At 45.9% G+C, this 20,141-nt stretch carries 16 protein-coding genes and 1 pseudogene; 11 read left to right on the top strand and 6 right to left on the bottom strand.

Going from position 1 to position 20,141, the window contains the following annotated elements; all coding sequences use genetic code 11:
• Window positions 1-197: 197 nt before the first annotated feature.
• A pseudogene (locus tag NV381_RS28270) lies at window positions 198-1,016 on the bottom strand (metallophosphoesterase family protein); the annotation flags it as partial.
• A gap of 282 nt (window positions 1,017-1,298) precedes the next feature.
• Between NV381_RS28270 and NV381_RS28275 the strand changes: the two are divergent.
• The 3 genes from NV381_RS28275 (at window position 1,299) to NV381_RS28285 (ending at window position 3,057) form a co-directional block, all read left to right on the top strand.
• Window positions 1,299-2,141, top strand: coding sequence for a fumarate hydratase (locus tag NV381_RS28275; RefSeq protein ID WP_258216648.1), 843 nt, complete (start codon window positions 1,299-1,301; stop codon window positions 2,139-2,141).
• Window positions 2,142-2,183: 42 nt separating this feature from the next.
• Window positions 2,184-2,738: a Fe-S-containing hydro-lyase gene (locus tag NV381_RS28280; RefSeq protein WP_258216649.1), complete on the top strand. Its 555-nt coding sequence runs from the start codon at window positions 2,184-2,186 to the stop codon at window positions 2,736-2,738.
• 151 nt (window positions 2,739-2,889) lie between these two features.
• A complete protein-coding gene (locus tag NV381_RS28285; protein WP_258216650.1) occupies window positions 2,890-3,057 on the top strand; it encodes a hypothetical protein in 168 nt (55 codons plus the stop codon).
• A 520-nt stretch (window positions 3,058-3,577) separates the two neighbouring features.
• Here the strand turns inward: NV381_RS28285 and NV381_RS28290 are convergent.
• A complete protein-coding gene (locus tag NV381_RS28290) occupies window positions 3,578-4,663 on the bottom strand; it encodes an iron-containing alcohol dehydrogenase family protein (protein WP_258216651.1) in 1,086 nt (361 codons plus the stop codon).
• A 189-nt stretch (window positions 4,664-4,852) separates the two neighbouring features.
• Between NV381_RS28290 and NV381_RS28295 the strand changes: the two genes are divergently transcribed.
• The 3 genes from NV381_RS28295 to NV381_RS28305 all read left to right on the top strand — a co-directional run bounded on the left by NV381_RS28295 (window position 4,853) and on the right by NV381_RS28305 (window position 7,039).
• Complete coding sequence (locus NV381_RS28295; protein WP_308862348.1) at window positions 4,853-5,329, top strand: nucleoside deaminase; 477 nt, start codon at window positions 4,853-4,855, stop codon at window positions 5,327-5,329.
• Between the two features lie 84 nt (window positions 5,330-5,413).
• Window positions 5,414-6,559: a metallophosphoesterase gene (locus NV381_RS28300; RefSeq protein ID WP_258216652.1), complete on the top strand. Its 1,146-nt coding sequence runs from the start codon at window positions 5,414-5,416 to the stop codon at window positions 6,557-6,559.
• Window positions 6,560-6,661: 102 nt separating this feature from the next.
• The gene (locus NV381_RS28305; protein ID WP_258216670.1) at window positions 6,662-7,039 is read left to right on the top strand and encodes a PH domain-containing protein; all 378 of its coding nucleotides are present in this window, start codon (window positions 6,662-6,664) and stop codon (window positions 7,037-7,039) included.
• A 793-nt stretch (window positions 7,040-7,832) separates the two neighbouring features.
• Here the strand turns inward: NV381_RS28305 and NV381_RS28310 are convergent.
• Window positions 7,833-8,345 carry a DinB family protein gene (locus NV381_RS28310; RefSeq protein ID WP_258216653.1) on the bottom strand — a complete coding sequence of 171 codons (513 nt, stop codon included), beginning with the start codon at window positions 8,343-8,345 and terminating at the stop codon, window positions 7,833-7,835.
• A 153-nt stretch (window positions 8,346-8,498) separates the two neighbouring features.
• On the opposite strand from NV381_RS28310, the gene NV381_RS28315 reads away from it, so the two are divergent.
• Window positions 8,499-9,011: an acyl-CoA thioesterase gene (locus tag NV381_RS28315; RefSeq protein ID WP_258216654.1), complete on the top strand. Its 513-nt coding sequence runs from the start codon at window positions 8,499-8,501 to the stop codon at window positions 9,009-9,011.
• A 74-nt stretch (window positions 9,012-9,085) separates the two neighbouring features.
• Window positions 9,086-9,670, top strand: coding sequence for a GNAT family N-acetyltransferase (locus NV381_RS28320; RefSeq protein WP_258216655.1), 585 nt, complete (start codon window positions 9,086-9,088; stop codon window positions 9,668-9,670).
• A 452-nt stretch (window positions 9,671-10,122) separates the two neighbouring features.
• On the opposite strand, the gene hrpB is transcribed toward NV381_RS28320, so the two are convergent.
• From hrpB to NV381_RS28335, 3 genes are all read right to left on the bottom strand, one after another.
• On the bottom strand, window positions 10,123-12,639 hold the full coding sequence (gene hrpB, locus NV381_RS28325) for an ATP-dependent helicase HrpB (protein WP_258216656.1): 2,517 nt from the start codon (window positions 12,637-12,639) through the stop codon (window positions 10,123-10,125).
• A gap of 101 nt (window positions 12,640-12,740) precedes the next feature.
• Window positions 12,741-12,968 carry a 3-dehydroquinate dehydratase gene (locus tag NV381_RS28330; protein ID WP_258216657.1) on the bottom strand — a complete coding sequence of 76 codons (228 nt, stop codon included), beginning with the start codon at window positions 12,966-12,968 and terminating at the stop codon, window positions 12,741-12,743.
• Between the two features lie 145 nt (window positions 12,969-13,113).
• Window positions 13,114-14,019: an ArsR/SmtB family transcription factor gene (locus tag NV381_RS28335; protein ID WP_258216658.1), complete on the bottom strand. Its 906-nt coding sequence runs from the start codon at window positions 14,017-14,019 to the stop codon at window positions 13,114-13,116.
• A gap of 278 nt (window positions 14,020-14,297) precedes the next feature.
• On the opposite strand from NV381_RS28335, the gene NV381_RS28340 reads away from it, so the two are divergent.
• The 3 genes from NV381_RS28340 to NV381_RS28350 all read left to right on the top strand — a co-directional run bounded on the left by NV381_RS28340 (window position 14,298) and on the right by NV381_RS28350 (window position 19,629).
• On the top strand, window positions 14,298-15,815 hold the full coding sequence (locus NV381_RS28340) for an alpha-N-arabinofuranosidase (RefSeq protein WP_308862350.1): 1,518 nt from the start codon (window positions 14,298-14,300) through the stop codon (window positions 15,813-15,815).
• 304 nt (window positions 15,816-16,119) lie between these two features.
• Complete coding sequence (locus tag NV381_RS28345) at window positions 16,120-18,654, top strand: glycosylhydrolase-like jelly roll fold domain-containing protein (protein WP_258216659.1); 2,535 nt, start codon at window positions 16,120-16,122, stop codon at window positions 18,652-18,654.
• Between the two features lie 132 nt (window positions 18,655-18,786).
• The gene (locus tag NV381_RS28350) at window positions 18,787-19,629 is read left to right on the top strand and encodes an amidohydrolase family protein (protein ID WP_258216660.1); all 843 of its coding nucleotides are present in this window, start codon (window positions 18,787-18,789) and stop codon (window positions 19,627-19,629) included.
• The last annotated feature ends 512 nt before the right edge of the window (window positions 19,630-20,141 follow it).

A 20,141-nucleotide genomic window follows, 5' to 3' on the forward strand; every position in this document is an offset into this window, starting at 1 on the left:
AAATCACGTCCTTTAATTTGTACTTTATTAGAGAAAACCTCGACATACAGCCCTTCGCTTGCTCCTGAATCGAGAGTCTTGTAGCTGTCGCGGCGGCTATCCTTGGTCCATGGCTGTCGAACGGAAGATGTACTTACCATTGTAAAATGATCTTGGATCATTGTTTTTGACAGCTGCAGAGTCATATGAGTATGGCTAGAAAACAAAATGACCTGGGGATAGGCGGATAATATGCTTCTAAGCTCCTGATCCTGCACAACCGCCTGGTTATCAACGCAGCATTCGGAGCCGGCAACTGTCTCGCTAAGCGGTTGGTGCAGAAAAACGAAAATAGGCTTATCAGTTTCCGCAGAAGCCAGCCGTGTGTGCTCTAATGTTTGACGAAGCCAGCCGAGCTGTGCAGGAGATAAATAAGCGGCTTCCGACTTACTAGGGTTTGATTGCAAGTATTTTTCAGAGCCGAGAAACAGAAAGTGATAGCCATGAACTACTTTTTCATAGTAAACGCTGCTTTCCCCTGTGAATTTCAAAAACCTGTTAATAGAGGCATGCTCGGTTTCACCGTTTGGAAAAGTTTCGGCACTCCATTTGCCCGATGCGTTAACCCATGCTTTATAAAATTCATGGTTTCCTATAGAAGAATAAATAGCTGGCGGGTGAGGAAGCTGCTTAAGCATATCGCTCAGCTGTCTGTAGTCTGCTGGCATTCCGTTGGTCAAGTCTCCGTTCATTATAAGCGCAGCTGCATCAGGTGAGACCGTTTGGATATCACTTAGAGCTGTTTTCAGCATGAGGTGGGATTGCTTATCCCAAGACTGAATATGAATATCACTGAGTACGACGAAACTAAACAGCGGCTGCTCACTAGCCATTGATGAGGCTGGGAGCAGAATTGGAGCGAGCAGGGACAATATTATTAGTGTGAGGATGATCGCTGCTTTTTTCATAGTAACCTCCATAAATTCGACTTTTTTAGCATATCCCGGAAATGTATAAAAGCCTGAAGGGAAATTCATCCAGTTACTGAACAAAACCTAGGCTGATTATGACAATGCAGGGGGTTATTCAAATTGTTTTGCAGCCCTAAAAGAAAAATCGATAGCAAGTATTGCATAGAAAGGATCATTAACCGCAATAAATATCGTTCTTGTATTACAGGGCTGTGCTAAAATTAAAGAGTGATGAAGGCGCTTACGATAGAAGGAGTACAGTGTGATTCATTAGAATGGAAAGTATGAACTTTTTACGACTGTAAGCCAGATGTTTGAAAAACAGCCATGGAAGGGAAGGGAATATATATGAGGGTTATCCATACGGATCAAATTCGCGATACCATTGCAGTGATGTGCTGGGAGGCCTGTTATTATTTGCCCCAAGATATATTAGACGGGTTTAAAAGAGCAAGTGAGACAGAGGAATCTCCATTAGGCAAAAGCATCCTTGATCAATTGATTGAGAACGCTCAATTAGCGGCTACGGAAGACCGTCCTTATTGTCATGATACTGGGCTAACTGTGGTTTATGCAGATGTAGGTCAAGATGTTCACATTCAAGGCGGGGATTTCACAAGTTCTATCCATGAAGGCATTAGAAAGGGCTATAAGGAAGGGTATTTGCGGAATTCAATCGTATCCGATCCCTTGCTTCGTAAAAACACGAATGATAATACACCTGGAGTAATCCATACCCGCATTGTTCCTGGAGATCAGATCAAGCTGACCGTATTGCCAAAAGGCGGAGGCAGTGAAAACATGAGCGCTATGAAATTTTTGCTTCCGGGAGACGGTGTTGCAGGTGTGAAGAAATTTGTTCTGGATACCATTATCGCTGCGGGAGGAAGAGCTTGTCCGCCGCTTGTAGTTGGCGTAGGTATTGGCGGAAGTTTTGACAAGGTGACCGAGATTGCCAAGGAAGCTGTGCTGCGGGAAGTCGGATCCTTCCATCATGAGGAGCATATTGCCCAACTTGAGAAGGAATTGTTGGAGGATATTAATAAAACCGGTATCGGACCGCAGGGCTTGGGAGGCTCCAATACAGCGATTTGGGTTGCTGTCGAGACATACGGCTGCCATATTACGGCGCTTCCTGTAGCCGTCAACATTCAATGCCATGCAGCACGCAAAAATTCAAAGGTCATTTAAATAACCTGTTCAGGCAGTGGAAGGAAAGGAAGGTTTCTTGCGATGGCAAAAGTATATTTGGAAACGCCCCTCACAAAGGAGAAGGCTCTGAATCTTAAAGCTGGTGACGAGGTATTTCTCAACGGTACCATCTACGTTGCCCGGGATGCTGCACATAAACGAATGATCGAATTGTTGAAAAATAACGAGGAACTGCCTGTTGATTTAAAGGATCAAATCATTTTTTATGCCGGTCCAACTCCGCCGAAGCCAGGCCAAATTATCGGGTCCATTGCACCTACAACTGCATCCCGAATGGACCCTTATACACCAGCTATGTATGAATACGGTGTGAAGGGGAAGATTGGGAAAGGACCTAGAAGCCAGGAAGTAAAAGATGCTTGCGTCAAGTACGAAGCCGTTTGTTTGTCGGCAATTGGCGGTTTATCGGCATTGCTGGCAAATAAGGTGAAGTCGGCCGAGGTTGTTGCCTATGAGGATTTGGGACCGGAAGCGATTCGGAAGCTTACGGTTGAAGATTTTCCTGTTCTGGTAGTTTATGACGCTCATGGCGGTGATCTCTATGTACAAGAGATTGCGAAATATAGAAAATTATAATAATACGTTTAACTGGAGGACCCATCCTTTGTCGGTATCAAGCTGACTAAGGACGGGTCCTTAGTCATTTCAGCAGAGGTTAAACAGGTATAATAAATGATGATTTAGAAAACACTTAACATAAAACAACTATGTTAAGGAGGATTGCCTCATGTTTGAGAAAATCAAATCTTTACTTAAGGATTATTTCATAGTGGAACATCCGGGTGATGATTATGGATATTATCCAAATGAATATGGAAGCTATCCTTTTTATAAACTTTCCGGAACAAGCGACGATTTATTGGACGATGAGATGGATAAGGAAGGGCTCAAGTAAAGTTAACCGTCGATGTCCCCCATTAGCGGGGATTTTTTTGTTTAATTCGATTTATCCTCCACGTATTTGTCAATAGTATTTAGAACCTCACTTAATTTATGGTGGCTAATATTAATTTCTTGGTTAGTCGCTTGATATCTTTTGTCGTCCTGGCTCACAATGAATCCTCTGTAATTTTCATAAATAGTTCTCATAATCTTTAATCTCCTGTTCTATACCAGTATAGTGGGTTGATAATGCTATATCTGCCATTCAGATTTTGATCTGGTTGTATTTGGATATTTTACATCAATCTACCTAATAAATATACGATGGAAAAGAAGAGGTTTTGTCGTATTTTGTATGGACGAGCATATACTTTGTGACAAGTTTTTTAATCATTAGTTGGGATGGACTTCATTAATGCTGCAAATAAGAGTACCTGACAATCTGTAATTGTCGGGTACTCTTATTGGTTAGTATACCTTGGTGAGCTGAGTATTATTTGTTTGTTTCAGTAACAGGTGATTTCTGCTTTGCCTTACAACTGCTCGACCTTGTTAATGGCTTCGATGAGCATCTCTGCTGTCACAGGAAACGGCATATTGCCCATCGTGCCGTCCGGCGATAAAGATACGCGTGCGATCTCACGCAGCTGTTCATCATTCAACGTCTTCGTGATGCCAAGCTCACGCAGCTTGGAGGGAAGGCCGATCTGCTTGTAGAAGCCAAGCAGATCATTAATCTCCTCAGCGGGGCGATTCTCTAGCACCAGCTGTGTAATGATGCCATAGGCTACTTTCTCGCCATGGTATGCATGATGGGACTCGGGCAGCGTAGTCAAACCGTTATGAACGGCATGCGCTGCTGCGGAACGGCAGTTATCCTCGCCGAGGCCGCCAACCAAGCCGCTGAATAAAATAACAGCGTCAATTACTTTTTGCAGAGCTTCCGAGGATCCCCCCTCTTTAGCGTCACGGATCGCTTCGTCACTATGAGCGAGGAGGATATCAAAGCATAGTTTGGAGGCTTGGACGCCGCCAATGGTCGGAAGGTTCTGCGTCTTACCGGTGGAACATGCTGTGGATTCATACCATTTGGCAATAGTATCACCGATACCGGCAATAAGATAGCGAACGGGAGCGGCAGCGATCACATCGGTATCAATTAATACCAGCAAGGTGTTACGGTAGAACACCGGGAAGTCTACATATACACCTTCATCCGTATACATGACGGACAGATTTGTAACCGGAGCGCATTGAGCGGCTAGAGTTGGGATCGCAACAAACGGCTTATTCAAGTCGTTGGACAGCTTTTTGGCTGTATCGATCACTTTGCCTGCACCTACGCCTACAATTAAATCGATCTCCGGTTTGACCATTGCCTGCAAACGCGATACTTCATTATAAGAGCATTCCCCTTGGTAAGGGACTACTTCATATTCTATTCCTGCTGAAGCCAAGCTTTCAGTGAACTGAGGTTGGACACTTGCCCAAGATTTGGAGCCGGTTACAATAAAGATTCGCTTGCCGAACTTGGCGATCCATTCTCCGGCAGTTTTCATAAGACCGGGTTCTTGAATGTATGCGTTGGGCGTTCCCGCCACGTAATGTACTTTTGACATGGTTTTTCCCCCTTGTACTGGCATCGAATTACACAGAATACCTTATTATATTCCAATCACACAGGTTTCTCCAAGCTAATATATTGTGAACGGCCGGATAGCCTTTGAAAACGCAGCGTGTTTCCTTTATTATGAAAGCAGGCTGAAAACCGCATATCGGCAAATTTGCATAGAAGGGTGGTTTTATTGATGACCATTGAAAATGAAAAAAGAATGCAGGAATCGATTCAATTAGCTGTAGATAATGTACTTACAGGTAAGGGAGGGCCTTTTGGTGCAATTGTTGTAAAGGACGGTCAAATCATAGGCAGAGGAAGCAATCTTGTGACATCGCTTAACGACCCAACCGCCCATGCTGAGGTTCAGGCAATTCGGGAGGCTTGCAAGCATTTAAATCATTTTCAGCTCACAGGATGTGAGATCTATACGAGCTGTGAGCCGTGTCCGATGTGCATAGGGGCTATCTATTGGTCAAGACCGGATGCGGTCTATTATGCTTGCAGTAAGGAAGATGCTGCCGCAATTGGTTTTGACGACCAGTTTATTTATGAGCAAATTGCATTGCCTGTTGAAGAGCGTTCCATACTTATGAAGCAATTAAAGCCGCATGATTATAAGAAGCCTTTTGAACAATGGGCTGTTTCGGATATAAGGAAGGAGTATTGAAGGATGAGAATTGAATAATGGAGAATTGAATGGAGGATTACAACCAGACTTGAATTTTTCAACATACATGGGGAGCTGCAGAGGATGAAGCCGCGTTTTTATTTTATCATAGCAATAGTTTTACTAGTGTTCGCGCTTATTAATTATTACATCGGATGGCATGGACAATTGTGGGTTCAATATGTATTTCATTTCAGTCCTGGTCCGCTTTATTGGATTTGCTTTTGGCTCATTGTTTTTTCCTATGTGATAGGGAGACTTGGGTCAAAATTTCTGCCGCATGGTCTATCCAGCTTTCTTAGATTGATAGGAGCCTATTGGCTCGCGATAATGCTGTTTAGCTTTGTAATGCTGCCTTTTATTGATCTTGCTGCCGGGGTAATGGCATTGTTATCGGTTGAAAAGACCGTATATATACCGGTCCTTGGATTGGCAGCAGGTTTAATTTTATTAGCGCTCATGATTCGGGGCTCCTGGAATGCGCGCAATCCGATTATTCGCCGATATGAGATAACAATCCCCAAAAGCGCAGGCGATAGAACAGAATTAAGAATTGCAGTAGCATCCGACCTTCATCTGGGAACCATCGTTGGCAACAAGCAGCTTCAGCTCTTGGTAGAGAAAATGAATTCATTGAAGCCTGACTTGATTTTACTGCCTGGGGATATTATCGATGATGATATTAAGCCGTTTATCCGCCAAGATATGGGAAGTATCATGAAAAAGCTGGAGTCTCGTCTAGGTATTTATGCGGTGCTCGGCAATCATGAGTATATTGGAGGCCATATCAAGGAATTCGTCAATCAGATGAGTGCCATTGGCATCGAGGTGCTGTTGGATCGTCCAGTGCTGATTGATAATAGCTTCTATGTTATCGGACGGAAGGACAAAGCTGTTGAACGGTTTGGTTCGGATGGAAGAATGGATTTGGAAGCATTGTTAACAGGAGTGGACAAATCATTGCCGCTTATACTCATGGATCATCAGCCGTATGGGTTGGATAAGGCTGCCGCGGCAGGAGTGGATGTCATGCTCTCAGGCCATACCCATCGGGGACAAATGAGTCCAAACCATTACATTACAAGACGTATATTCGAGTTGGATTGGGGTTATTTAAAAAAAGGCGCTATGCATGCCATCGTTTCATCAGGTTACGGTACATGGGGTCCGCCGATCCGTATTGGGAGCAGGTCGGAGCTGATCGAGCTAGTTGTTCACTTTAAAGGGTAATCATCTATTTTTTTGTGGAATGAATGAGTGGTATTTGGATATTCCATTATATGGTATGCTGTTTTTGCGGAGAAATAGTGGATGAGAAGGGTGGGGAACAGGTTGGGATTGTTCGATAGTTTAATGGGGAACGCTTCAGAAATAAAATTAGATGATATTCAAAAAGAGATGGCGCATGTTCTGGCCAAGTCTGAGCGAATCGAAAAAGCGTATAAGCTCATTCGCGATTTGTTTATATTTACAGATAAGCGCTTGATCTTGGTCGACAAACAAGGATTAAGCGGCAAGAAGATGGAGTTTCATTCTTATCCTTATAAGAGCATTACACACTTTAGTATTGAAACGGCAGGCACATTCGATTTGGATGCCGAGTTGAAAATTTGGATAAGCGGTAATCCGATGCCTGTCAGCAAAAAGTTTAATAAAAGCTTAAATATTTATGAGCTGCAAAGCGTCCTCGCTGATTATGTGCTCAAATAATTGGCTTAATATTGCTGTACAGAAAGAAGAGGGCTGTTCCAAAAGGGTAAAACGGAATGATTCGGTCCCAAAAAAATAGTAAACAAACATCCCAACCGCAATGAAAGTGGAATGGGATGTTTTTTTGCATGTATGAATTGGTTTAAAATGGGGCATCAAAATTCCGAAAATGACTTTTGATACATGCCTTTTTTTACATTACCAATAATCGAAAACCGAATTCAGCGCTTACGAAGTCATTCTATTGCGGCTCCGTATGTAGCTCAGCGCTTGATGAGTGTTTACGAACAGCAATGGGGGGCACTAAAACATGAGTTGAAGCAACTGCCTGCCAAAAACCTGAGCCGAAGCTATTGCCTATTAGAAAACCAGAGCCGAGGCCAGTGCCTATCAAAACCCTGAGTCGAAACCATTACCTACCACAAAACCTGCATATCTACAGCCTTTTAGCGTTCTACCGACAGTCTTCTTGAATTCATGCAAAAGTGCATCTTTTTTTCTTACACGGACGAAACCGGAGCCCGTAGTATGAAAATTGATGCACTATTACAGTTATTTCCTTTTAACAAATAATTTTTGGTAGAAATAACTGCATGTTTGCAGGAATATGTACAGGCCGATAACGGGAGGAAGGTCTGGCATTGATTTTAAGGTTGAAAACCTTTAAGAAAGCAGATCTTTTTACAGCAATAAAGTACGAAGAATTATGCTTAGCTTCAAATCAACCTCGACAAGTTCTCTAAAAGATCGCAGCCGCGCTTGCCAGCTTGATTTCGATGCAGTCGGTTTCTTTTTATAAATATCGTGCCTGAATGACGCTGCGATGATGAAGCTCATGTCCGGCAATGATGTAACCCAATGCTCTTGCAGTAATTTTGCTGTTATTTGATGTTCCCCAATATCCCCATGCCTCAGGTGTAATACGTTCGAGCAAAAATAAAGTGGACTTCCTCACGATGCTGAATTCATCCAGAATACTGTGCATGGGATAAGCCTCGTAGTTAGCCGCTTTTGCATAGGCATCTTCGTCAAAACCGGCAATGGGAGTAGCATCTCCACGAGAGACGCGAAGCAAACGGTAGCTCATTATACGTTCTGTATCCGCCATATGTCCCACTACTTCACGTAAGCTCCATTTGCCTGGAGCATAACGGTAGCTTGCTTTCATTTCGGATGTGGATTGCAGAAGCTCCAACGTATCGGTAAGTTGCTTTCTTAATTGGGCTAAAAGATCGTCTGAAGGAACAAGCTGGATATATCTTTCGTAATAGGGATCATGCTCAGCAGGATCAGGACGTTGAATCATTGTGAGTTCTCCACCTTTCATTAGATTTTCATTCATTATAGCAAAATTATTGCAGATGAATTGAGAAAAATTGTTGATTCCAGCGGTTCATTGCATTAAACTTTAGAAATCAACTTTCCGGTAAAAAAAGATATATTTAGAGGAGTGCTATCGATGGAAACCAGATTCGCCAAGGAATCAAGATGCTACAAGACAGCGAGGGTATTCCCTACGGATGTCAATAATCACAACACCTTGTTCGGTGGAAAACTAATGGCATATATTGATGATATTGCCTCGATTGCTGCTTCCAAGCATTGCCGTGCCAGCGTCGTGACGGCTTCAACCGACTCCGTTGACTTTTTGCTGCCCATCCAGACGACAGATTCCGTATGCTTGGAGTCCTATGTTACTTGGACTGGCAGAAGCTCGATGGAGGTATTTGTAAAGGTTATCACCGAAGATTTGCAGAATGGCGAAAGAGCAATAGCCGCTACTGCTTTTTTAACCTTCGTCGCATTGGATGAACATAAGAAAACGGTACAAGTACCACAAGTTGTGCCCGAAACGGAAGAGGAACAAAGGCTTCATGAGACCGCATTATACAGGGCCGAAGTGAGAAGACATCGCAGAGAAGAAAGTAAAAAGTTCGCTGATTATTTGATTACGAAGTTTCCTTGGGAGTAAGCATTTTTCTGGATGGTAGAGGAATTTCATAATAGAGGGCATAAACCTATTTTCATTTCACGGAGGTGGAATTTGTGGGCGTCTCTGATTCTAACCCTATTCTAATTTCAATTCCCGAGAGCTTCGAAACGGATCGTCTAATTATTCGAGCGCCATTATGGGAGGACGGGGCAGCAGTAAACGAAGCGGTCAATGAAAGCTTAGAACAATTACGCCCTTGGATGCCATGGGCTCAAAGCCTCTCAACGATAGAAGAATCAGAGGCAGGCGTTCGTCGCTCCCGGCTGCAATTTTTGGAGCGTTCGGATCTTCGCTTACATCTGATACTGAAGGAAACCGGACAGCTGATTGGCTGCAGTGGCTTGCATCGAATAAATTGGGAAGCCAGGAAGTTTGAAATCGGCTACTGGGTACGTACGTCTTTTAGCGGACGGGGTTACATCACTGAGGCTGTTGATGGCATTACTGATTACGCTATCCATCACCTGAACGCCAATCGCATCGAAATCAGGTGCGACTCTCGTAATAACCGAAGCAGCCAAGTTGCACAACGTCTAGGTTTTACTCTAGAGGGGATTCTTCGCAGTGAAAAATGTGGGGTTGACGGTGCTTTAAGAGATACGATGATATTTTCCAAGGTTCGTGGTACTGAATTTTGATGATTGGGGTTAATGAGGGCGTACTAATAGGCAGCAGACTAATTGAAAAGGGTTCATTGAGGTTCACTTTCCATTTGAAGCAGCTCCAACCCATTGAACAAGCTCCTGCATATATAGTTCTAACCGCGAACAAATTCAATGGAATAGGTTATTAGCAGCCACTGGAGCCTTTATACTTGAGGACAACCACTCGCTTTCTTGGATTGGCACTCAAAAAAGAGGTTGTCCCAACATATTTTGCAAGACTCCATTCACCACTTTATCCTAAATATGAAATCGCAAAAGAACCTTCAATTCCGCTCGTAGTGGGAGTTTGCAGGTTCTTTTGCTCATTATATGGATTATAGGGGATTCACTTAGTAGGTATACCTTTTAAGACAGCCAATTTTCTTATGAGATTTTCGGACTTTATAAGTGTGCTAGAGATTTGTTCAATTTCCCTCAGCGCCGGACTACGAACGCGGACGCACTCGGCTAGTAGGCATAGCAATAAGCGGGTCATCCGGCCAATAATGCTTAGGGTATCTCCCCTTGAGGTCCTTTTTGATCTCAAAATAGGCATTTCGCCAGAAGCTGGCCAAATCCTGAGTTACCTGCACCGGACGCTGTGCGGGGGATAGCAGATGCAGGGTGAGCGGAACATTCCTGCCGGCGATCCGTGGTGTTTCCTGTAGGCCAAACATTTCCTGCAGCCTCACGTTAAGCGATGGCGAAGCGGGGTCGCTGTAATCGACAGGGATGCGGGAGCCGCTGGGCACGGTAATATGCGTTGGAGCATTGGAATCGAGCTCGCGGCGCTGATCCCAAGTGAGCATGGATTCCAATATCTCGATTATATTCAGACGCTGGAGCTCTCCACGGCTCTTAAGTCCATAAGCATGAGGTCCGAGCCAATCCTTAAGCGAGGACAGCAGCGCGTGGTCGGAAACATCCGGCCAACTGGAGTCATGGAGATGCATGAAACTTAGGCGCTCCCGGTATTGTCGGGAGGCCTTCGACCAAGGGAGCAGCTCCAGCCCTTCCTCTGCAATGCCGCTCAGCAGCGCGGCAAGTGTATCTTCTGCATGGGGAGCAGAGAGAGGAGCTTCCTTCAAGATTAGACAGCCGAGACGTGACCGGCTGCGTCCACGAACCGCCTGGGCGGATCTGTCCCAGACTATCAACGCTTCCACTTCAATCTGATCCTTGAAGTGGAGCTCCAGTTCATCAAGGTCGATAGGTGCAGCCGAATAAATCCGACTCTCGGGTCCAAGGTCATCGAGCTCGGCCGCTACCAAATAAGGAGCATTGCTGAGCGGCTGCTGCTGTGTGAAGACGGCGCCGCGACCGTTGCTTAGAAGGAAGCGTCCCGTGGTTCTTCGCTGTGCAATGCGGTCTGGATAGGCAAATGCTAGCAGCAGTCCGCACATATTCACATCATAGGTTTGATTAGATGAAATGCCCAGCGCTCGCTTCCATTGCTGAGCTTCAGCGCGGATACGCTTGCAGGCTGCCGTATCTACGGAATATCCGAGATAAGAGCCCCCCTTCGACGAGGATTCTCCAGCAGCGGCTTGAGTACTCTTGAGCGCCTCCAAGCGGAGCCGCAGATCACAATCAAAGGCCGTATCGCCGCGCAATATATCGCGCTCGTTCAACAGCGCGGCCAGCTCGCACGCGAGACCGCCCAAGCCGAGTGGAACGGCTTGGAGGATCATATGCGCGAGCCGCGGGTGGATCCCCAGGTCGGCCATCTGCCGACCCTGGGCACTAAGCGTGCCGTCTGCGGCCAAGGCGCCTAGACGGCTTAGCAGCTCTCGCGCCTGCGCATAAGCGGCCGCTGGCGGCGGGTCGAGCCACAGCAGCTCGTCCGGTGCTGCGCCCCATGCGGCGAGCTCGAGCGCCAGCGGCGCGAGATCCGCCTCCAGCATTTCCGGCGTACTGCGCGCGGCGAGCCGCCTGTCGTCCTGCTCCGTCCACAGGCGGTAACATACGCCGGACTCAAGCCGCCCGGCGCGTCCACGCCGCTGATCCGCGGATGCGCGGGAGACCGTAACGGTCTCTAGGCGTGTCATGCCGGTCCGCGGCGAGAAGCGGGGCACACGCATCAGCCCGCTGTCGATGACGATCCGCACGCCTTCGACGGTAAGGCTCGACTCGGCGATTGTTGTCGCAAGCACGACTTTGCGCGTGCCGTGAGGGCTTGGCGCGATCGCCAAATCCTGCGCCTCCTGCGGCAGGCTGCTGTGCAGCGGAGCGATCCGCACGTGAGGACCCAGCTGCAGCGATCGCAGCTGGGCTTCGGTCCGCCGGATTTCTCCCGCTCCCGGCAGGAATACGAGCAGATCGCCAGACTGCGCTTCCAGCGCACTGACGATGCAGCGCACCGTGGCCGCCTCGATACGGCCTTCCAATTGCCGTTCGAGATATACCGTCTCGACAGGAAACATCCGGCCCTCGCTGCGGATAACAGGCGCGTTGTTCAACAGAGCCGCCACCGGCTCCGCGTCCAGCGTGGCCGACATGACCAGAATGCGCAGATCATCGCGCAGAACGGCCTGTGCTTGCAAGCAAAGCGCCAAGCCCAGATCGGCATGCAGGCTGCGCTCATGATATTCATCGAAGATGACGATACCCACACCCTCCAAGGAGGGGTCGCTCTGCAGAAGACGGGTCAGCACTCCTTCGGTGATGACTTCAATTCTAGTATCCGGTCCAACCTTGCTGTCGAGCCTGACCCTGTATCCGACGGTTTGGCCGACCTGTTCACCCAAGGCGGAGGCCATGAAACGCGCTGCTGACCTGGCTGCCAGACGGCGCGGCTCCAGCATCAGAATACGCTGACCTGCAAACCTTGGACTCTCCAGCAGTGCAAGTGGAACGCGGGTTGTTTTACCAGCTCCCGGAGGGGCTACTAGTACGGCGTTGGATGAAGAACCTAGCGCCTCTATTATTTCCGGCAGAACCGGCTCAATTGGTAATCTAATCATCGATTCACTCCACCTAGCTTAAGCACCAATAAACTCATTGGTCTGTTTATGATTCTCTGATTGTACCATCTATGAGCGTGTAAATAAAAAAAAAGCCTCTCTTAGTAGAGAGACAAGGCAAGCGAATCTGTTTCATTATAAGAATGGAGGATGGCTTCACACCCAACGATTTCAATGCTTATTAATGAATCAAGGCATTTTTTGATGGCACGTTTGCCTTTTACCAATTTAGAATCTAGCGCAGAAATCAATAGATTAAATTTCTTTTTATTTTTCTCGTCGGAGTATACAGGCACGCTTTTATTTTGGATCGTAATAAACAATTTCATTCCAGTCACCCGCCTAATATTTGGATATGTAAATAGTTTATATTACGATTATTAAAATAACCTTAAAATAGTTTGACAATTTTATTAATTTCACAAAAATTTTTGTGAAAATTACTATATTTTTTCCAATTTCAATGAAATAAGGCTACTTATAAAGCACTCTTGCCAAAATATCCTGATTGTAGTTACCGAACTTACTTCCATAAATAGTTAAACCATGCAAATTTTTGGCTTTGGAGGGCACGGAGAGCTTAAGCTTAATATCGCTTTTATAGTCGAGTCCAATGCTTGCAAGCGTAGTATCCGAAATTTTATGGCCGTCAATGAACGAGCCTTCCTGATTAATCCGGATCATTTTCAGCACACCGTATTGATTCAAATTAGGCAGCCACCAATCAGGGTTGAACGTTCCTTTCTCACCGCCAAAATCCCCAGGGCTTGTCCAAAACCCCAGTTCTATATCATTCACATGAAAATAAATATCCGACGGCCAATTATTGCAATATCCAGGCGCCTCCGAGCCAAGCTCCATAATAAACTGAAGCTCCTCGAATTGTTGATTGGGCTTCAAATAATTCGGAATTCTGTATTCAAAATAACCTTTAGTCAGCCAGATGATTTCGGCGTTAATATGCTCGGGATCGGCAAAATAACGCGGATCGTCGAACTCCCCAATAATTCTGTCCTTAGTGGCTAGCCCGCAGGTTGGATGTACCTCATAAGCGCTGTAATGTCCGAGCTTGATCTCGACCTCATACAAATTTTTATTTTCCTTGTTCCTTAAATCTACCATCAGCTTATCTTCATTCAGATAGCATATTTTTTGAATGCCATGTTTGCCTACGGCGGTATTGATTTCAATCAGTCCGCTTTCTTCAAGCTTCTTAATATGCATCGTAACTGCGCCGTTGGTCAGATTTAACTTGCCGGCGATATCATTGAGATTTAAGGAATCATGAGTAGCGAGCAATTCAATGATTTGGATGCGGATGTCCGAGCTTAGTGCCTTGAAAATGGATAAGCCGGATTTCAGTTCTTTTATATAGATCATAGGGTTGTCCTCATTTGCATAAACTATTTTATAAAATTATAAAATAAAATCGCTTAAAAAGAAAGGGCAAGCTTTTGCCTTTAATAGTTGGCTTGAAAGTAAGGTTTGTTGTGTTGTTTCACGTATGTAGGAAAATAAGATGAAAAAGCTCGTTGTTGCTGCTTGCAAACGTAAACATTTTGTATTGACACAGACGGATCCTATCTCATAAAATGAAATACATAAGTGTGAAATGATTTATAAAAATATAAAATAAATGTCGAAAAGAGGTAGAACTAATGGCTGATATGAAAAAAGCGAAGATGATTTTGGAGAAGGATTTTAAAATCGCTGAGGTGGATAAACGGATCTTCGGTTCTTTTATCGAGCATCTGGGACGTGCCGTTTATGGGGGGATTTATGAGCCGGGGCATCCGGAGGCTGACGAAAAGGGATTTCGCAATGACGTAATTGATTTGATTAATGAGATTGGGGTGCCTATTATCCGTTATCCGGGCGGGAACTTTGTGTCGGGCTATAACTGGGAGGATGGGGTAGGTCCTGTAGATGAAAGACCTGCAAGACTGGAGCTAGCTTGGAAAACGGTTGAGCCCAACTATGTAGGAACGAATGAATTTATGGAATGGGCCAAGCTCGTTAACTCCGAGGTTAATATGGCCGTCAATCTCGGGACTCGCGGTATCGATGCTGCAAGAAACTTGGTGGAATACTGCAACCATCCTTCAGGATCGTATTGGAGCGACCTGCGTGTTGCGCATGGCTATAAGGAGCCGCATAAAATAAAAACCTGGTGCCTGGGCAACGAAATGGATGGACCTTGGCAGATTGGTCATAAAACCGCTGAAGAATACGGCAGAATCGCATTGGAATCAGCGAAAGCTATGAAGTGGGTCGATCCGACTATAGAATTGGTAGCATGCGGAAGCTCCAACCGGGCGATGAAAACTTATGCCGAGTGGGAAGCTACAGTTCTTGATCATACCTATGATCATGTTGAATATTTATCCTTGCATACCTATTACGGAAACCGCGACAATGACCTGCCGAATTTTCTTGGGCGCTCACTTGATATGGATTACTTCATTAAAGAAATTATTGCGACCTGCGATTATATTAAGGCGAAGAAGAGAAGCAAGAAAACGATGTACCTGTCCTTCGATGAATGGAATGTTTGGTTTCACTCTAATGCTGCCGACCGTAAAATAGAGCCTTGGTCCATCGCTCCGCCGCAATTGGAAGATGTGTACACTTTCGAGGATGCACTGCTGGTTGGCTGCCTGTTGATCACCTTATTGCGCAACTCGGATCGTGTTAAGATCGCTTGCATGGCACAGCTAGTTAACGTTATTGCTCCTATTATGACGGATAATGGAGGAGATGCTTGGCGGCAAACGATTTTCTACCCGTACATGCATGCTTCTGTATATGGAAGAGGAGTTGCCCTTAATCCGATCATTTCATCGCCTAAATATGACAGTAAGGATTTTACGGATGTGCCTTATCTGGAGTCGACTGCAGTGTACAACGAAGAAACGGAAGAGCTTACCGTATTCGCCGTAAACAAAGATACCGAAGCATCTCTGCTTCTGGATGTGGATATTCGCGGATTCGCCGGTTATCAGGTTGTCGAGCATATCGTCCTTGAGCATGACGACATCAAAGCTACCAATACGGCTGCTCATCCGCATTCTGTAGTACCTCATAATAAAGGTGGCGCTGAAGCAAAGGACGGCTATATCCAAGCAAATCTGCCGAAGCTTTCCTGGAATGTAATCCGCTTAAGAGCACGTACATAGTTCTCATTTTATTAAAAAAGGGATGCCTTTTACAAAGCCGCTTGATCAGGGCTCATGTAAAGGGCATTTCTGTATGGGTGCGTTCTATTGGCACAAGTCGTTGAGATATAGCCATTTATATAGGTATCTGCAGAGCTAACAGCAATATAATCCATATCAAGCAAAAAAGTGCTAGCGGTGAGAGGTCAATTTTCAAAAAAATCCGATTGTTTGAAAGCAGAATGGTTGTTATGTTGAATAAAGGCGGGAAAGTAAACATGATTTCCAAGAACAAAGCCGGAAGCTGAAGGTGAGGGTTTAAATAATGGAACATTTAAAAAGCGTTTTTTGGGAGCCCCAAGATGAGTTTACTCCGATTCCTTTCTGGTTTTGGAACGATGAATTGAATAAGAATGAGCTGATTAGACAAATTCACGATTTAAAGTCCAAAGAGGTTATGGGCTTTGTCCTCCATCCGAGGATGGGGCTTCCAAGAAGCCAGCCTTATTTATCAGAGTCGTTCATGGAGTTGGTTGAGGCGGCAGTTTTGGAAGCAGAGGCTCAAGGTATGACGGTAATTTTGTATGATGAAGGGATGTATCCGTCTGGTGCAGCTAATGGCCTGGTTGTTAAAGCTAACCCTGAATATGCGAGCCGTGGTCTGCAAATGATTGAGTACCCTTGCAGTGGACTGACGAACATCTCCTTCAAGCTGTCGCCAGGGGATAAAGTAATTTCAGTGCAAGCTGTCCGCAAACGCTCCGAGAAGGAGATTGATCTTGAGCACTGCCAGATCATTGATGCTTATGATAGCGAAGGAGTTATCTTCGAGCAGCCCGATGATGGGGAGTGGTCTGTGCTCGTTTTTATAGACACCTTCTCTAAGGGGACAATACGGGGGATTCACGAGGGACAAGATGACAGAGAGGCTGACGCACCGCTTGCTGCGGATCTGTTAAATGGTGATGCGGTACAGACCTTCATTACACTTACGCATGAGGCCTATTACCGGAAGCTTAAGAGACATTTTGGCAAAACGGTTATCGCGATGTTTACAGATGAGCCTGATTTGCTCGGACGTAATCATATCAAAGGATTGAAGCCATGGACAACTGGGTTTATTGATAATTACAAGGCAGGAGGCAATGAGGAAAAGGAGCTTGGAGCCCTCTGGTTCGAAGCCGGAACACGAACAACCGCGATTCGCAGAAACTACGAAACATCCGTACATCACCGATTAGCAGCAAGCTACTATAGGCCGCTGTATGAATGGTGCGAGGAACATGGAATTGCGCTAACCGGACATCCGGCAGCAAGTGATGATATCGGAGCTCAAGCGTGGTTTCATATACCGGGGCAGGATGTAGTGTGGCGGTATATTGCACCTGAGGCTGGGAAAGCGGTAGATGGCGTGCATAGTACTATGGGCAAATGCGCATCGGATGCTGCTCGTCATAGAGGACGGCGGCGCGTTATTAATGAATGCTTCGGGGTTTGCGGCAAAGAGAGCGGTTGGTCGCTAAGGGCCGACGAGATGAAATGGTATTTGGATTGGCTGTTTGTCAGGGGAACGAATATGATCTCTCCCCATGCATTTTATTATTCCATCCGTGATTCTCGGCGGGATGAGCGTCCTCCTGATGTTGGACCCAATAACATATGGTGGTCGGAATACGAGCAGTTTGCCCGTTATATTAAGCGGATGAGCTGGTTAATGACGGATAGTGTCAATCAAACGGAGCTCGCTGTGCTGGCGGGTCCAACCTCGCTGCCCTGGAAATCGGTTAAACCGCTTTTCGAACAGCAGATTGAATTTAATTATCTCGAAACAGAGCTGCTGTCCTCATGTACTTTTACAGATAACGGAAGAATTAGTATTGGGAAGCAGCAGTATAAAGCTGTATTAATAGAAGACAGTGGCATTCTCGGAGCCAAAGAGGCTCATTTACTGAGCAGCTTTGTTGAACGCGGCGGCTTCGTTATAGAAGCGGCAGCAAAGGATGAAGACGAACCTATGTCCATCGCCGGAGCGAAGGGAAATGAACGGAAGCTTTACCGTCTGGACGAAACGGAGAAGCTGCCTGCTCTATTGAATGGAATGATTACGAGAGATATGGTGATTACTCCTGCATGCAGCTCGGTTCGAATCAGCCATGTTGTGAAGGATGGAGTACACTTCTATGTGCTTGTTAACGAAGGTGAAGAGGCTTTTCAAGGAGCTGTGCATACACCCCTCTCAGGAAAAGCAGAGCTTTGGTACCCTTGGTCGGGAGCTATTCGAGCGGCAGCCTCTTTTAGAAACAATGCTGGAGAGGGTATCGGGATAGAACTGACGCTGCAGCGTCGAGAATGCTTGTGGCTCGTTATTGATACCTCTTTGCAAGGTGAGGAGAGAGCTGGATTGGAACAAGAAGTGGTGGAGCTCCTTGATTTATCCGTCGGGTGGCAAGCTGAAGGAGATTTCGGTAGTCAGCAATTGACGCAGCTTGGCTCATGGACGGAGTGGGAGGGGCTAGGGCTGCAGCAAATGTCAGGTACTGTGTTATATGAGAAACGATTTAAGCTTTCCGAAGCGGCAGCAGATGATTTCGAATCGATTGAATTGAGTCTGGGAGATGCTCATGAGCTTGTACGGGTATCGCTTAACGGTCAAGAAGCTGGCGTGAGAATGTGGAAGCCTTATGTTTTTAAGGTTAATGAGGCGCTTGCATCAGGAGTTGGGGAGCATATACTACAAATTGAGGTTACTAACAGCTTGGCAAACCGTTATGACGGTATGTCCCATCTATCCGGTTTGTTGGGTCCTGTGAAGCTTTCAGGGCTTCGAAGCAAGATGATTGGAAAGGATACCGTCAAGTAGGTTTGCTATATTAAACCCTCGATTTCCATCGCTGAAAGGTATACTTCTTGACCATTTTACGGTATAAATTGGATGTAGGCCTTAGCATGTACCTGCTGGGGCCGCCAATTCGGAAATTGGGGGACAATTGCTATGAGAGTGGATGCGCATCAGCATTTTTGGAAATTGGAGCGAGGCGACTATGGCTGGATTTCGCCTGATATGAAGGCTATATACAAAGATTTTGGTCCGGCGGATTTAGCTGATCATTTGGACAAGAACGGGTTGGATAAATCGATTGTAGTCCAAGCTGCGCCGACCTTGCAGGATACAGAATTTATGCTTGAATTGGCAGAACATAACGAATCGATAGCTGGTGTTGTAGGTTGGCTGGACCTCCATAGTCCCAATTACCGTGAGCAGTACCAGTTGTTTAAGCAGCATCCTTCTTTTGCCGGTATTCGCGTCATGATACAAGCCATGGAAGACGCAGACGAGGTTCTGCAGCCTTCTATTGTAGAAGCTCTAAGGTACTTTGCCGAGGAGGGATTTCCGGTTGATCTTCTGATGCTTTCACATCAACTGCCGTCTGTGCTGAAGCTGCTGAAGGCGGTGCCGAATCTGCATGGTGTTATCGATCATATAGCGAAGCCGCAAATCATGGAAGGGCAATGGGAGCCATGGGCAACCCAAATGGTAGAGATAGCTTCGTACCGTAACATCTACTGCAAGCTGTCGGGAATGGTGACGGAAGCGGACCATCAGCATTGGAAGCCGGAACAAATCACACCATACATCCAACACATTGTGCGTATTTTCGGAACTGACCGCGTTATGTTCGGAAGCGACTGGCCGGTATGTCTGTTAGCTGCAAGCTATGATCAGGTGGTTGAGGTGCTGGAGCAAGGGCTGCCTGAAGCGATAAGCGAGCAGGATAAGGAAGCGTTGTTCGGTGGCAATGCACTTCGGTTTTACCGTCTGGAGCATTTGAGTTAAGGAGAATTGGAGGTTTCAAGAGTTTGTGAGGCCGTCCCAAAAGGGTATCAGTGAATGATCAGTCCCAAATTATGTACAAAGACGCCTCCAAAACCACCATGTAAGCAGAAATGGAAGCGTCTTTTTTGTAGGGAAATTCCCCTCAGAGTGGGGGTTCGAAAATCCAAAAATGAATCCGGCAGCTTTTTGGATGTTGCTTAAGTGATGGAGCGAGAAGCGATGTTCAAAGGTTGCTTTCAATCTGGAGGAGACCATGATTTGTCGGGGCCGCTGCGGAAGGAAAGAAAATAGATGGAAATTGTAACGCTAATCCAGCGTGGATATCGCCTGAAATCAATCTAACTGGAAAAACTAACTCTAATATAGGTGAAATGGTGGATATCAGGACGGTGTAAAATTGTTTGTGTACCACAATTTGGAGCCTAGTCAGGCAACAAAAAAGTAGGGTATTCTCGGGATTAGTGAAGTCACCAAGAAAGGAACCCTACTCATGGCAACTATACACGAAACAA

Origin of the sequence: Paenibacillus radicis (ex Xue et al. 2023) (genome assembly GCF_024722015.1) — a bacterium.
Classification (GTDB): Bacteria; Bacillota; Bacilli; order Paenibacillales; family NBRC-103111; genus Paenibacillus_S.